10 protein-coding genes are annotated in these 16,180 nt (G+C 41.6%); 6 read left to right on the top strand and 4 right to left on the bottom strand.

Translation table 11 applies throughout. From position 1 onward, the window contains the following. Window positions 1-155: 155 nt before the first annotated feature. The 4 genes from BVC89_RS15560 to BVC89_RS15540 form a co-directional block, all read right to left on the bottom strand. Window positions 156-1,475 (bottom strand): helix-turn-helix domain-containing protein, encoded by a 1,320-nt coding sequence (locus tag BVC89_RS15560; RefSeq protein WP_086932078.1) that lies wholly within the window; start codon window positions 1,473-1,475, stop codon window positions 156-158. Window positions 1,476-2,470: 995 nt separating this feature from the next. Then, a complete protein-coding gene (locus tag BVC89_RS15550) occupies window positions 2,471-2,806 on the bottom strand; it encodes a PilZ domain-containing protein (protein ID WP_086932076.1) in 336 nt (111 codons plus the stop codon). Between the two features lie 93 nt (window positions 2,807-2,899). Next, window positions 2,900-3,325 (bottom strand): Hsp20/alpha crystallin family protein, encoded by a 426-nt coding sequence (locus BVC89_RS15545; RefSeq protein WP_086932075.1) that lies wholly within the window; start codon window positions 3,323-3,325, stop codon window positions 2,900-2,902. A 109-nt stretch (window positions 3,326-3,434) separates the two neighbouring features. After that, window positions 3,435-3,884: a cytochrome C gene (locus tag BVC89_RS15540; protein WP_216824989.1), complete on the bottom strand. Its 450-nt coding sequence runs from the start codon at window positions 3,882-3,884 to the stop codon at window positions 3,435-3,437. Window positions 3,885-4,391: 507 nt separating this feature from the next. On the opposite strand from BVC89_RS15540, the gene BVC89_RS15535 reads away from it, so the two are divergent. The 6 genes from BVC89_RS15535 (at window position 4,392) to BVC89_RS15510 (ending at window position 16,099) form a co-directional block, all read left to right on the top strand. Beyond that, window positions 4,392-7,310: an ELWxxDGT repeat protein gene (locus BVC89_RS15535; protein ID WP_103654272.1), complete on the top strand. Its 2,919-nt coding sequence runs from the start codon at window positions 4,392-4,394 to the stop codon at window positions 7,308-7,310. 151 nt (window positions 7,311-7,461) lie between these two features. Beyond that, complete coding sequence (locus BVC89_RS15530) at window positions 7,462-8,976, top strand: hypothetical protein (protein WP_086932073.1); 1,515 nt, start codon at window positions 7,462-7,464, stop codon at window positions 8,974-8,976. Window positions 8,977-9,476: 500 nt separating this feature from the next. Further along, a complete protein-coding gene (locus tag BVC89_RS15525; protein ID WP_086932072.1) occupies window positions 9,477-10,562 on the top strand; it encodes an efflux RND transporter periplasmic adaptor subunit in 1,086 nt (361 codons plus the stop codon). Window positions 10,563-10,566: 4 nt separating this feature from the next. Then, window positions 10,567-13,623: an efflux RND transporter permease subunit gene (locus BVC89_RS15520; RefSeq protein WP_086932071.1), complete on the top strand. Its 3,057-nt coding sequence runs from the start codon at window positions 10,567-10,569 to the stop codon at window positions 13,621-13,623. Window positions 13,624-13,642: 19 nt separating this feature from the next. After that, window positions 13,643-15,067 carry an efflux transporter outer membrane subunit gene (locus tag BVC89_RS15515; protein ID WP_158657974.1) on the top strand — a complete coding sequence of 475 codons (1,425 nt, stop codon included), beginning with the start codon at window positions 13,643-13,645 and terminating at the stop codon, window positions 15,065-15,067. A gap of 36 nt (window positions 15,068-15,103) precedes the next feature. Further along, complete coding sequence (locus BVC89_RS15510; RefSeq protein ID WP_216824988.1) at window positions 15,104-16,099, top strand: lipid A deacylase LpxR family protein; 996 nt, start codon at window positions 15,104-15,106, stop codon at window positions 16,097-16,099. Window positions 16,100-16,180 lie beyond the last annotated feature (81 nt).

Below are 16,180 nucleotides of genomic sequence, written 5' to 3'. Positions count from 1 at the left end.
TTATTGTTCTGGGAATAGTAGCAATGGAAAAGTAAACGTTAGGTGTAAAGCCAATTTATTGCATACGAATTCAAGCAAATAAAGTTTTGTAAAGTTTTGCTGTGAAATCTACGAAAGCGGTTTAAAAAACTCATGTCTATCTTGTTGGCTAATAATTATGACAAACAATTATTTTTCCTGTAAGCCAAGGGAGTGCAACCCTCGTTTTTCTTAAAATTATTGTAAAACGAGGCACGTGATTTAAATCCACACATATCTTTGACAACGCTAACGGATAGGTGAGGTTTTTCTTTTAATAGCTTTTTTGCTTCGTCTATTCTTAATCCATTAATAAATGAGTAGAAGTTCGTATTACTATTTTTATTTAAATACTCTGAAAGTAAGTAGGGTTTTATTTCTAAACGAGATGATAGTTCCTGCAAGGTGAGATCTTGCATGAGAAAATATTTGTTTTCTTTAATCTCCGCTAAAATGTAGTCCAGAGCATCATCATTGAGTGGTTCACTCTCGGTGGCAGTAAGCACCGCTGGCTCTGGGGTTCCATCTGCATTGTCTGATTTTAAGAAACGGATTTTGCTGAGTTTTAAGTTGACAATGGATGCCTTATAGAGATAAAGCAGTAAGATAATATTAAGATAGACCATCCAAATAACAGCGGTGATGTCGCCTATGGATATAGGATCACCATCGGGGTGAAGAAAAGCACTGATCACTTGGCAAAGTGCACACACAAGAAAAAACGCAATGGTACACACCATTTGATACCAAGTAAGCGGCAGCGGTTGGGTTTTTATGTTGTACCATTGAATTCGATATTCATAGATAAGCGCTATGGACTGGCCAACATAGAAAATAATATGGGCGCCAGCAAGGATAGACACCACGTTATAAATGTCGACAAAATTATCTTCCAGGTAATTCTCCCTATTGGAAAAACCGTAGAAAGCGTCGACGGAATTGATATTGGTGACATAGATGGCCAACAAAAATGGAAGAAAAACGAACAGAAAATCGCGAAAATAGATCAATTTTTTTTCTACAATCTCGCCCACATATCCTAGTAGAAGAGGCCCAGGTAGGAAACAAATGCCCAGTAATAAAAAATATAAGCGTGGTGCTATATAGATATCGATGGCATCAAGTACAACCAAGCCTTGATAAAGTGCCATCGAGATACAGAAATAGCCCAACATGTTTGAATAGTGTTTTTTATGTAAGATGAGAATTCCAAATGACAGCATAGTCATCATTAATACAAGGTAGACGGCTAACATTCCTATATCCAAAAGCAAGTGGTTGTCGCAGTTTTTTATCTCTGGTTTTTGTTGCAGGTTTTTATAAAAGTTACCATGCATCGAAAAGAAAAAAAACGGCGCAGAATCTATTATTCGTGTGCGATATATCTTACAAAGATCTAAGTTGGGGCGAACAGCCCCTAGACTATTGGTAAGCCAAGGGGAAGGGTATAAATGCACATTCAGCTCTTTTTTTAGACTATTATAAATACTGGATGCTCATACAATTCCTTTCGACTATCTGCTTTAATTGTTTCCACATCAAAGATTTGATGCGTATGCCTAATAATTATTTAGAAATATTAAAATCTATAAATATCAATAGATTATAATGATTATGTTAAGTTATTTCTAATCTTACTTTAAGTATTGGTCTGGCAGAAATTTACTGGCTTTATTATCTGTTTGGCACCTATTTTATTTATTATTAGTGCCTGAGCTTTTCATCGTCAAGCGCTCTATACGAAAGTGATGGCACTGATATTTTCAATCTTGTCATCACTACTGACGCCATGTAAATCCGTCGTTTTTCCTGAGAAATGCTCAACACATCACATTCGATCGATTCCTATCACCTGGCAGACTAGATCTATCTTAGCCAGCCACTAGTTTTTTAGATCCTTGCCGTGAGTAGTTCACCTAAGTCGAAAAAGTGTCTATCTAACGGAAAATTGTGTCTTTATTAACCGAAACATAGACCTGACGAATTTTTCTATGCCATGGTGATGCCAAGAGAAATTTGTCTCTGATCAACCTCTCTATTTGACTGACTTTGCCTTTTACTCCTTTTGCCTTTTACAAAAAGAGCTGTAGATGGAAACAACAGGCGACGTTATTTTCCGTGACAAACAGCTTTACGCTAACAGTGAGGTATTGTCGTTCATTCTATAGCCAGTGCTGGCGCTAGCATTATCGGTGCCTTAGAGAAATACAAAACGCGGCTCAGTTTCAACAGCAACGTCATATTTTAGGCTATTCGGGATTGAGTCTTCACCGCGATACGATGCCTAATACTTCTATACTAGGCTTTACCACAAATGCGAGCCATTACCTTAATTTATTTGCAAGTAATCCACTTAAGACGCAGCTAAAAAATTATGTGTTTTTTATAAACATATATCTTGATAAAGGTAAGTTGAGAAAAACCAGCACTTTAGAGTCTTTTGGCAAAGAGTTTACCGAGTAGACTTTTCTTGTGATAAATCTCGTATGAAGTCATATAGTGGTTGACGAAATATATCGTTATTGTCGATCCACATAAGTCCTGCGCCTTGCGCTGAACAGTGGATGACAAAGGCTTTTGCAGATAGGGTGATGTTTGCTAGTGTTTTAGCTGATGGTTTGATTTCAAGAGAAAGTACCTCATCTGGTGATATTTTCTGTGAACAGCCTTCTAAAAATAAGCCGCCAAGACTGATATTACGTGTGAGATATGTACCTAACTTTTTCTTATTTTTATAAACCGTAACCGGGTAATGTATAGTAACTCTCGAACCTTTACGATGCTCCATAAACGCCTCTTAAGTTAGTGTTAACAGGCACTCAATGAAAACTACATTATTGTTCAACAAAGCACATCCTTGTGCCACTTGTTTGGGCGCCTCCTAGTTAATGTCAATTCTCTTAGATTGCACGGTAGACTCTTGTATCTTAGGTGCGATCAGAGTTAACACACCATTTTTGAAATTTGCATTAATATCCGCTTCGTGCACATTATTACCTATGGTAAAGCTGCGCATAAATTTTCCTGAGCGTCGTTCTTTGCGAATAATTCGTCCATCTTTTTCTTCTGTTCTCTCATCTTCAGTAGTAGCTTCCAGTGTTAGTACACCATTTTCTAACGTTACGGAAACATCCTTTTTATCGACGCCGGGTAAATCAACCGCTATTTCATAGTGATCTTTCTTTTCTTTTACATCCACTCGAGGAGAGAAAAAATCACTTTTTAAACTGCTCTTAGGTAAAGCGGGGTAAAAATGTTCAAATAAATCATCAAAATTAAAAATTGAGTCATGTGACATTAAGCTCATAATCTTATTCCTCTATATTTCAACGATAACTTAAAGATAATGAATAGTTTTTTCACAACTACTCGACCACTAAAAATATTCAACTAACTACCTTTATGATTGTGTAAATTTAAGGATAATATACTTTATACTGTGTATGTGTTGCCGGCTTAACTGTGTAGTAGGGCTGTAGAAAAGAAACTAAATTAACCAGTTCATCTACAGTCATAACTTCATTGTAATTTCGCATTTTAGATTTCCCTTCATCGTTACTTATCTCGTCAACGGTATATCCTTTTGCTAATTTGTGAGAAGGGTTTATTACTGATGTTACCAGCTCTGCATAAGTCTTTACTTTGCTATATTCACCACCTAAGGCGACTCTTTTTTCTATATCTTGCTTGATATCATCTACTTTGTAATCTGCAAGTGTGTGGCAGGATAAGCAACTAAAATATAAAAATACCTCTTCTCCTTTTTTACTATCGCCCTCCGGTAAACTAAAACCGTACGGTGAATCTACTTTTCTAGCACAAGCACAAGTTAATAATATACAAACTAAAACTATCAAAGGTTTCACTGTTGTCTCCTTGCTAATGGTACAAGAATATATTTTTTTAGGTTTTTTGTTATTCCTTTTAGTCGTTTTCTTTACTTATATAGTATGAAATTATGGTTTTTATGTGTTGACCAGAATCAAAAGCTTTTCCGCTTTTTTATTGTTTTTTTTATGTTTAATGGATGGCGGTAGTGGCTGAGCATATACCCAAAATTAGGGATTGACCGAGGTGAGAGGAATCATAAAAATCACGGGCTTTTAGACTTAAGCAGATGGGTCATTAATTGTTGATTTTAGATTTAGATGGAGGAGCTAAAGAAACGTGTAAAAATCAATCGTTGTCGTAATTACAAAATTTGGTAATTGACCCAAGAAGGCAATTCTTGAAATATGCCTACTCATAATTATCAATTGAAAGCATCTATTATATTGCTCTTTTCATATTTATCTATTGATCATAGTCAACCATTAGCTTTGTTTAAAGTAGCTAATATCAAAGTGTTTTAAAAAAGGAACCACAGGTTATTTATGAAAGTTTCGTCATTGACCTATGTAATTTTATTAACGAGTACACTCACCCTTCAGGCCTGTGATGGCGGAGGGTCAGATAGTCCGTCACAAGGTGGATCTAACACTACGCCAACGCCTAGCCCCAGTCCAAGTGTGGCCCCAAGCCCAAGTGCAAGCCCCAGCCCTACAACGACACCAACGCCCACTCCAACAGTTAGCGTCGGCCCTAGTCCAACAGCAACGCCTACACCAACTTCAAGCCCTATACCCACATCAAGCCCGAGTCCCACTGTTAGCCCCATACCAGATCCAATAACGATTGGATTTTTCTTTAGTGCCGATGACGGTGAACATGGCATGGAATTGTGGATAAGCGATGGTTCTGAAGAGGGTACTCATCTTACCCGTGATATCAACACCATCGACGCCGATGCCGATATACTGTCTTTTATTGAGTTTAATGGTGAACTATTTTTTACTGCTAATGACGGTAAGAATGGCGAAGAATTACGTGTTCTTAACCGCGCCAACGGAACTAGCGAATTGGTCAAAAACTTTAGATCACTCCCCATTGCCGATGGCCCTGGCCGAATGGTAGTTGTTGGTGATTCATTATTTTTTGAAGCCCTAGATGATACTGAAGGGTTTGGTTTATGGAAGTCTGATGGCACTGATAGTGGTACAGAGCTTGTAAAAGAGTTCAAAAAAAATGGTGACAGTGACACCTTAGGCTGGCTCACGCCAGTCGGTAATACATTATTTTTCACATTTGTGGATGATAGTGATAATAGTAAGAGGTTGTGGAAATCGGATGGTACAGAATCCGGTACCGTTGTTGTTAAGGATTTTGATCCTAACAATCAACTGGATTTCGCTTCTATCTCTTTGCTTACGGTAGTGGAAAATACATTATTTTTTGCGGCAAAAGATAGCGATCACGGAATTGAGTTGTGGAAATCTGATGGTACCGAGGCTGGCACGGTTTTAGTAAAAGATATTAATCCCGGGCAAGATGGCTCATCGCCCAACTGGCTGACGAAACTTGGCAACACGTTATATTTTACTGCCAGCGATTCCCTCGGTGAAGAGCTGTGGAAGTCCGACGGCTCTGACTCGGGCACAGTTCGTGTAAGAGATATTCGTACCGGCAGTGCAAGCGCCTTTGTAAACCGGCTAACCGCCATTGATAATACCCTATATTTTAGCGCTAATTTTGATGGTACCGGTCAAGAACTATGGAAATCTGACGGTACAGAAATAGGCACCGTGTTAGTAAAAGATATTAATCCAGACCCAAGTAGTTTTGGTTCTTCACCCGGTGGCTTCACAAAAGTAGGTAATACTATTTATTTTAGAGCCGATGACGGTATTCATGGTAGTGAGTTATGGAAAACCGATGGTACTGATAGCGGTACGGTAATGGTGAGAGATATTTATCCGGGCAATGGTAGCGCGTTTCCCGCAATGTTTCGTGAACTCAACGGCGAAGTTTATTTTAGCGCACAATCAGCAGAAAATAGTGATGGGCTATGGCGTTCTGATGGCAGTGCTACGGGTACTGTTTTAGTCGACAGTATCAATACTCAAGGAAACTTCGCCCATATATTCTTATCTCGTGTTGTACTCGATGATGTCCTTTACTTTGAAGCGGATGATGGTATCAATGGTGCTGAGCTGTGGCAGACGGATGGCACAGCAGCAGGAACCATGATGACACAAAATATTAATTCGGCAAGTCAGTCCAGTTCAGACGGCTTTTTGTCACAAGCAACGATCGGAGATGTTCATTATTTCCCCGCTGATGACGGTGTTCATGGTAATGAATTATGGCGCTCCGACGGCACCGAGCAGGGTACATCTCTGGTAGCAGATATCAACCCTTCGGGTAATGCTTTTTTTGACGACTCTGGAGATCTTGTTGTGGAGTTGTTTGCCATTGGCAATACATTATTTTTTGCCGCTGATGACGGTGTGAATGGTGAAGAGTTATGGAAGTCTGACGGCACCAGTGTGGGAACCGGGATGCTGGCAGATATCAACACTATCGGTGTAAATATAGACTCCATCGTTGTGCCAGGAAGCTCCAATCCGGCAGGTTTTATTGAGTTTAACAACAGAATTTACTTTTCTGCTTACGATGGCGTCAACCGTGGAATATGGCAGACTGACGGCAGCAGTGGGGCCACCTTGGTCAAAAATATATCCACTAATAATCAAGCCTTTGAATTTGTTGCCACCAGCGACGCGTTATATTTCGTTGCTGATGATGGTATCAATGGTCGAGAGTTATGGACGTCAGATGGGACCCAGAGCGGTACGCAACTCGTTACGGATATGGTGAGCGGCTCCGGGTCTTCCTTCCCATTTTTATTGGGTGCTATTGGTAATACTGTATATTTTTCTGTTCGCTCACCAAGCCCAGGGTTATGGAAGAGTGATGGTAGTGAAACGGGAACGCGCTTGGTCAGTAATTTAAATGTAACAGGTGAAGCGATGGTTTTGAACGGCGCTCTTTACCTAAGTGCAGTGGATACAGCAGACAACAATAATAATTATGAACTTTGGAAATCCGACGGTAGTGCAGCAGGTACAACGCGAGTAAAAGAAATCTATCCCGGACCACAAGGAGCATCCATTATCTTTTACGCAACCGATGATGACATCGTATATTTTTCTGCCAACGACGGGGTTCATGGTGAAGAACTCTGGAAAACAGATGGCTCAGAAGATGGTACTGTGCTTGTTAAAGATATCTATCCTGGTCTCATGAATTCTCAGCCTGAGGTGTTCAGTAATGAGGGTGTTTTTTATGTTTTTGCGCGTAGTCAATTAGGCATGGAGTTATGGAAAACTGATGGCAGTGAATCAGGTACAGTACTCATTAAAGATATTAATGAAGGTACAGAATCTGGTTTATATCTCTCTCTTGATGAGTAAAAATAGCCTTTTCCAGTAGAAATAATTTTCTGTAAAAATAACTTTTACTACTATTTATCCTTATTTTAAAGCCCCCAATAGAGGGGGCGTTTTTCTCCAGGTATCAACTTAAAGTATCTCTTTATTTTATTAGATATATCTTGGGGGATACATGAAACTTAAATGGCCAACCTTGCCGTTTCACTTATTGTTCATCACTTTATATGGTCTCAGTGAGCTTGCTCACAGTTGCACGCAACCTGAGCTTGAAGGCCCCAGCGGCTTCCCACCTAATATTACTGTTCATCACTATAATCGAGGACTGACTGAACGTTGTAATACAGATGCGTGCCTGCAAACACTGATTGGAAAAGAACGAGGCCATATCATTGTGGAGGGTATCGTAGATATCAATCACAGTGTGGATTTGATTGCTGGTTACTCAATAGAATTTAAAGGCGTGGCGGGTGTTAGAGTTCCGCAAGGGCTGGAATTAAATATCTATGGTGAGATTATTGCACCTGCAAAACAGATTTTTTACGGCCGTGGTTCTGTATTTTTAGGTAAACAAGGCTCTAAAGCTAGTATTGCCAGCACAACTGGTCGCAAACAAGCTGCTTGGTGGGGGGGCATTGCCAGTGATGGTATATGTGACGGAAAAGCAATTAATAAAGCCATGGACTCAACCTATGACATGGGTATATTGGAGCTGGGAGTAGGACAATACGATATCGAAGAAACTATTACAGTAAAAAATAGAACGCGATTGGTTGGCGTTAATTCGGCAAGCACAATATTGAAATATCGCTCCTGCCCAATCCCATGGAATGGCAGTGGCAATATGAGTGCCGCGATATTTATCGGTAATCCAACGGCTTACCAAGACAACGATAGCTCAGTATTTGAACATTGGCTGTCGGTGGAACACCTCTATATCGATTTACAAAGTATTTCAAAATCCTGTTTAACTAGCGGTATCGCTACACTAAAAGCGCAGGAAGGCACACGCATACACGATGTTTGGATCAATGGTTTCACAGTGAATGGCCTTTCATTTCCTGCATGTTATAGTGACTACGAAGCCGCTAATTGTTCCTCTGGCTGGAATGGTAATGTTAATCAAATGATAGTGGAGGATGTCAGCCTCATTGGTCACCAAGATGATAATGCCAATGAACGTATTGTCCCCGTATACATAGGTTCAGCCACGCAACACCTAACCATCAGCAATTTAACGACTAACCTTATTAAAGATTCATCGTCAAAAAAACGAATTACTGGTATTTCGTTGTCAAATGCGAAGGCGATTCTGCCGTCAGCGACAACACGGTCCTCAACAATACCTCTTTTAGGGCCAGTGGATGTTTTTCAAAATGCAATTGTTGTCAGAGGTCGAGGGCCTATTGTATTGAACAATATTCATCTGGAAGATTATCTAACGGGTGTTTATTATAACCGCTACGGCACCATGATGATCAATGGGATTGATGGATATGATGGGGGTATAAACAGCATTCTTGTGGATATCAAACGTGATCATTTAAGCCAAAATAATGCCGGTGGAAAGTATTGTGTTAATGCTTTATTTAATACCACTAGCCATAGTGCTTGGCTAAGTGTTCGGGATAATACGACTAATCCTATGCTTGCCGAAAAAGGATCGTTTGTTAATAATTTCTGCCATTAAATAATACTTTAATAGCTTTTCATTACTAGCTCTTCATTGGCAAGTTTGTACTAGAGTCTTCGAAGAGCTATTGCTCCAAAAGCAATGATCTAAATCATATAATTGCTTATTCATCATCAAGTATTTTCTTTTCAATTTACGTTTTTCTTTTCTATTCTATACGCATATTTTTTCCACACTTTTAAATCGTTAAAACTATCCTTAAAACGCGCGATGTACATTATCATTGAGCGATGAAAAAAGCATCAATTTATTGTCTGATTGGTTAACAATCACAGAATTAACCAATAACTTAGGCTAACAAATTGTTTTTTCCGTATCATATTGTATGCTGGGCTCCGTTCATTTAAGGCCGCTATTTAAGCGCCATGAAATATTTTCATAACACTATGCGTAACAGGAACAATTTTTTACATTTTTACCATAATTGAAAATTGTCGAATATAAACGAATAGGGTATTCATAATATAAATTCTACTGACTCACTTGGGGAAGTTTAGATGTTATTACAAAGCAGTTTTGTCTCTCATGGCTTTAAGGTCGGCCTCATGCTGATCATTGTTTGCCTTCTTAATGCATGTACAAAAAAAGAGGAGGCGTCTTCTAATAAAGAAATTGTTCGCCCGATTAAAATGATTACCGTAGAAACTGCCGGTGCACGAGAAATTGCTCGCTTTCCAGCCGTTATCGGCGCCAATAGGTTATCTGAGCTGAGTCTTCAAGTAGGAGGCAGATTAGAAGAGTTTCCAATAAAAGAAGCACAGAGCTTAAAGCGTGGTGACCTTATCGCTAAGCTGGATCAACGGGATTTTAATTCTTCCTTAGCATCGGCAAAAGCGCAGTATAAAAATGCCGAAGATGAATATCAGCGTGCTGTTCGCTTATCTGAGGAAGATGCTATTGCTCGAACCGTATTAGAGCAGCGACGAGCCCAGCGGGATATTAGCAAAGCGCAATTAGATAGTGCAGAAAAAGCCTTAGCCGATTCTACATTAAGAGCCCCTTATGACGGTATTGTGGCACAGACTACAGTGGAAAGGTTGGCCACAGTTTCCCCAGGTCAAGTGCTGGTGGTCTTGATGGGAGAAGAATTATTGAAAGCTACCATTGATTTGCCCGCTAATTTTCTGGCTCGTATTCCCAAAGAAGAATCTGAGAGTGAAAAGCGCAAAGTATTTGTTATCTTAGATGTAGCGCCGGATCAGCCGATAGAAGCTGAATTTGAAGAAGCTGAATTATTGGCCGACACTGCCTCGCAAACCTATGCCATTACATTTACATTTCCTCCACCTGCAAATTTAAATGTCTTTCCCGGTATGAACGCGACGATAGAGCTAAGTCGCGAAAGCGAAAAGACAGACACTCGCGTTGCAGTTCCTTTGAGTTCTATTTCCAGTGATGGCGAACAACAGTATGTTTGGATTGTCGACCGTGAAACAATGACCGTAAGCAAACGTCAGGTGAAAGTAGAAGATGGCGTTGGCGATACTCAGGTTATTATCGAAGGTCTTAAGCAAGATGATGTGATTGCTGGTGCTGGTGCCGCTTACCTTTCTGAAGGCATGAAAATACGCGAGTGGAATTAAGTTCATGAATATAGCTGAATTTACCATAAAAAATAGAGTGCTGAGCGTTATTGTCATCCTCTTGACAATCATTGGGGGCTGGTCTGCGTATCAAAATATGGCGCGCTTTGAAGACCCGGAATTTACTATTCGCGAAGCTCTGGTGATAACCTCTTATCCCGGCGCGAGTCCTCGCGAGGTCGCTCTGGAAATTACCGATCCTTTAGAAAAAGCCATTCAGCAAATGGCTGAAGTGAAAACCATTAAGTCTTTTTCCACAGATGGCCGATCCGAAATTTCAGTTGAAATAAAATACGAAGCATCACCGACCAAGTCTGATTTGCAGTTGATATGGACGAAGCTGCGAAACAAAGTTAACGATGCCGCCTTAGGCTTACCACCAGGTGCAGGTACGCCCTATGTTGCCGACGATTTTGGCGATGTTTTTGGCTTACTGTATTTTATCACCGGGGATGGATACTCACCTTCTGAACTAAAGCGTTATGGCAAGTCTCTGCAAAATTCTCTGCTGCAGGTGGATGGCGTTGCCCGTGTTACCTTAGATGGTTTGCAAGACGAGGCCATTTTTGTAGAGATTTCACGGCAAGAAACAGCGGCTTTAGGGCTTTCGGTTTCCAATATCTACAATATTCTATCCCAACAAAATGCAGTAGTGACATCAGGCGATGTGAAAATTGGTGATCGACGCATTGTCATCGACCCGAGCGGCTCTATTGATTCTGTTTCCTCAATTCAAAATCTCCTTGTTTCCGCAGATGCGCGAGGTAAAGTTATTTTTCTGAAAGATATTGCTCGCGTTTGGCGGGGCTATCAAGACCCTACAGAAAAGCTCTATCGATACAATGGCGAGCCTGCTATTGCCATGGGAGTATCTGGTGTGCTTGGCAGTAATATTGTAAAAATTGGTGAGGCGATCGATCAAAAAATTACTGACAGTGAAAACCTTAGACCATTGGGAATCGAACTGCATGAGTTTTATCACCAAGGTAAGATCGTCAAAGAATCTGTGGATGCCTTTGTAATCAATGTGATCGCGGCATTGGTGATTGTTATCGTTACTCTGCTAATTTTTATGGGGCTAAAATCTGCCATCGTCATTGGCGTCGTATTATTACTGACCATATTCGCGACCTTAGCCACCATGGATATCTCCGGTATTCCCATGCATCGTATTTCCCTCGGTGCCTTAATTATCGCGCTAGGGATGATGGTGGACAATGCCATCGTTGTAACAGAGGGTATTTTAGTGGGCGTGCAAAATGGCATACGTAAACTTGATATTGCCAAACTGATTGTCAAACGCACTACCTGGCCTTTACTAGGTGGCACCTTAGTGGGAATTATTGCCTTTGCACCCATTGGCTTTGCCCCTGGTTCTACTGCTGAATACACCGGGCATTTGTTTTGGGTCATCATGATTTCTCTTATGTATAGCTGGTTGTTCGCTATTACATTAACACCTTTATTTTGCTATTGGCTTTTTAATGAGTCGTCAGAAAACAATAACCAACAGCAGCAGTCTGAAAGTCCGTTATTTACTAAATATAAGCAATTTCTGCATTTTGCATTAGCCCAGCGGATTGCCTTTGTGGCAGGTGTGGTGGTGATATTTGCGCTGTCGGTTTGGGGTTTTGGCTTTGTAAAATCCGGCTTTTTTCCTTCATCGACGACACCTATCTTTGTGGTGGATTACTGGCTGCCACAGGGTACGGATATCAGTAAAACCACCAAAGATATAAAACAAATCGAAAAATATATCAGCACTTTAGATGGGGTCGAGGCTGTTCAAGTATCAGTGGGCGGAGGAGCGCCGCGTTTTATGCTGGTATATGGTCCAGAATCGCCAAACTCCGCCTATGGACAATTGTTAGTTAGGGCCAAGAATTACGATGTTATCGGTGGCCTTATTCCAGGTATTCAAGAACATCTTGAACAAACCTTTCCTCAAGCTCAGGGCAAAGTCTGGCGTTTTGTCTTAGGTCCCGGTGGCGGCTCTAAAATAGAAGCGGAATTTACTGGCCCCGATCCTAAAGTATTACGAGATCTGGCTAACCAAGCCAAAGCCATTATGATCGCAGATGGTGGTGCACTCTCTATCAAAGATAATTGGCGGCAGAAAGTCAGTGTTATTGAGCCAATCTACGCAAAAAGCTCAGGCCAACGTGCTGGTGTTTCGCGAGAAGATCTGGCGCTTGCCTTGCAAACAAATTTTTCAGGACGTTCGGTAGGTTTTTACCGCGAAGATGATGAACTTATTCCGATTATTTCTCGGGCTCCTGAACATGAGCGGCTCGATGTGGAAAATATCTGGAATATCCAAGTGGTGAGTTCGGTCACTGGTAGAGCTGTTCCTATTGGGCAAGTTACCGATGGTTTCAGAACTATCTGGCGCGACGGTTTAGTGCGGCGAGAAAATAGATTTTGGCAAATAAAAGCGCAAAGTGATCCTTACCCAAGTGAGTTGGCATCGGATTTATTTGAACGTGTACGTCCGCAAATTGAAGCGATTGAACTTGCCGACGGCTATTCACTGGAATGGGGAGGGGAGTATGGTGATTCTAAAGAATCCAATGAAAATCTAGCCTCCACAATACCGCTTGGGTTTATGGCAATGGTGATCATTGTGTTTGTATTGTTCGGCACAGTGCGTCAACCCATTGTTATCTGGCTGGTGGTGCCGCTGGCCATTATTGGTGTTGTGGTGGGCTTAGTGGCCACTCAAACTCCTATGGAATTTATGGCCATACTTGGGCTTCTGTCTCTGTCAGGTTTACTTATTAAAAATGCCATTGTACTGGTGGATCAAACTGATCTTGAAATTAACGAGGGCAAAGCTCCTTTTAATGCGGTGATAGATTCCGCAGCTAGTCGTGTGCGTCCTGTAATGATGGGAGCATTGACCACAGTATTGGGTGTCATTCCTTTATATTTTGATGCGTTTTTTAAATCTATGTCCGTGGTACTGATTTTTGGTTTGACCTTCGCTACGTTATTAACGCTTGTTATTGTCCCTGTTTTATACGCGATATTTTTTAATATTAAAGCCGATGACAAGTCATAAAAATGAGGATATGCAATACATGCAAATAGGAAAAATACCGTCTCTATTATTGGTGCCTCTGACCTGCACGATGTTGCTAAGTGCAGGTTGTGTAACATCAACGGCAAAAAACGAAAGTAAAGTACAGTCTAAAATTGCCGGCTATAAAAAATTTACGCCACAGAGTTGGGCCACTCACGTGGATCCTTCTCAGTTGCAGCAAGCACGTCAAATAAATTGGTTGGATACATTTAACGATCCTCTATTGGTAAACTTGGTAGATCAAGCTCTGGTTAATAATTATAATTTGCAAGCAGCATCGGCCAATGTGGAACGCGCGCGTGCGCTGGCAGTGCAAGCAGGGGCGCAACTGCAACCGCAGGTGAATCTCGCTTATGCTAACTCTCGCAGTGGCTCTGCGCAAAACTCTAACGCTAACGCTTCCAGTCAAACATTGTCGGCGCAATTAAACTGGGAAGTGGATTTATGGGGACGTATTTCTGCCGGTAAACGGGCGGCGGTAGCCAGCGCAGAAGCTGCTGCTGCGGATTATAAGTTTACCCAATATTCCATTGCCGCAGCGACAGCCAGAGCGTATTTCATCGCCATCGAAGCCGGACGACAAGTTCAAATACTAAAAGATATTCTCACTTCGCTAGAAGAAACCTTCCGCATTGTCAAAATTCAATACGACAACGGCCTTGCCTCTGCGCAAGATGTGGCTTTAACAAACTCTGATTTAGCATCGAGGCGAGAGCAGCTTATTGCCCTAGAAGCTTCCCAACGAGATGCTCTAAGAGCACTTGAGGTACTGCTTGGACGTTATCCGAAAGGGGATATCTCCGTGCAAAAAAACTTACCAACACTGCCAGCCATGCCCCCTGCAGGAATACCATCGGATATATTAGAACGCCGACCAGATCTTATCGCTAGCGAGCGGCGCGTTGCGGCGGCATTTAATTCGGTTAAACAAGCCAAAGCGGCGCGTCTGCCGCAGCTGAGTTTAACCAGCAGTATAGGTGGCTCTTCCAACGCTTTATCTAATATTACCAACCCTGAAAATGTGGTGTGGCAAATTGCGGGTAATTTACTGGCTCCCATTATCGACGGTGGCGCCAGAAGGGCGCAGGTAAAAATAGCTACTGCTGAACAAAAACAAGCATTAGCGGCCTATGCCCAAGCAGCCTTAGATGCTTTTAGCGATACCGAAACCAATCTCGATCTTGCCAATACTCTTAACCTCAGAGAGCAGGAGTTGGATGTCTCAGTTAAGGAAGCGGAAAAAGCCTATAAAATTGCTCAGCTAAGGCACAAAGAGGGGGAAATAGCACTGGTAGATCTATTGACGGTTCAGCAACGCGTGCTCTCTGCCAGCAGTAACAAATTGTCGGTGCAGCGTTTGGCTTTAGAGCAACGAGTGAATCTTTTCCTCGCCCTAGGTGGTGACTGGAATATAAATAAATAAACCTCTATTTAAATGGCTAGCGCGATGTTGAGATCTATGCTGAATACTTACACGAAAAAAACACTGCTATTGATGTGCCTGTGTTCTGCGACTATGTCGGTAAGAGCTGAAATTGATTGGATATCCGTTACCTTAGATAACGATCTATTTGTAGGTAACGATAATGGCTATACCAATGGCCTCTATGTGTCAGTGTTTGATGTGGGAGAAAAATCAGGAAAACCTCCGAGCCATGATTTTTGGGTACTGCCCCTTATGTGGACCATGCCCAAACAGGGGATAGAGTTTGCGGCTAATGCCTATGCCCTTGGTCAAACCATGAGTACCCCGAGTGATATTACTATTGCAGTACCCGATGAAGATGAATTGCCATACTCGGCTTTATTGGCAATGACAAACAGCTATGTCACAGTGAGCCAGGGCCATGCTGACCGGGTAAGTACCACCATTGGTATTGTAGGTCCTGCCGCTTTAGGGGAAGAAGTGCAGAAATTTGTCCATAAAATTATTGGTGCTGATGAACCCTTAGGTTGGGATACTCAATTAGAAAACGAGCTGGTGTTCCAGTTGTCGCGAGCGAGAATCTGGCGAACCTGGAGTTCTGCCACGGATCATTTGGATGTGTTAACTCTGGCAGAAGCCAGTGCGGGAACCCTGCAAAGTGGTGTCGGCTCGGGTATGATGATTCGTTACGGTCGCAACCTGCAAGAGTCCTACGTCACCACGCTATTCTCTAATTCCCGTACCATTAATCCTATGGCAGTGGACGGTGGTTGGTATACCTATTTTGGGTTGCAGCTAGACTATATCTTTAACCAGATATTCACCGATGGCAATACCTTCCGCGATAGTCGATCTACTGATTATGACCATGCAACGATAGGGGTGACAACAGGTATTGCCTATTCCTGGGGCAATTACGCCCTTACTTTTGCCTTTAGTGACTTTGACGTTTTGCAAGATGAAGGCTCTGATGAAAACGTTGAAAACTTAACCCGCTTTGGTACGCTGTCGTTTGCTTGGCGTTATTGATCAATACTAAATTTAGTCAATAGGAAGCCACGGATCTAAGTGGCTTTTGAATTCTTACCCAAGGGCCTACTGAGCTTTAGT

The sequence above is a fragment of the Agarilytica rhodophyticola genome, assembly GCF_002157225.2.
In the GTDB taxonomy this organism is placed as follows: domain Bacteria; phylum Pseudomonadota; class Gammaproteobacteria; order Pseudomonadales; family Cellvibrionaceae; genus Agarilytica; species Agarilytica rhodophyticola.
The sequence above is the reverse complement of the archived record's forward strand: the minus strand, read 5'-3'. Positions and strand labels throughout refer to the sequence as shown.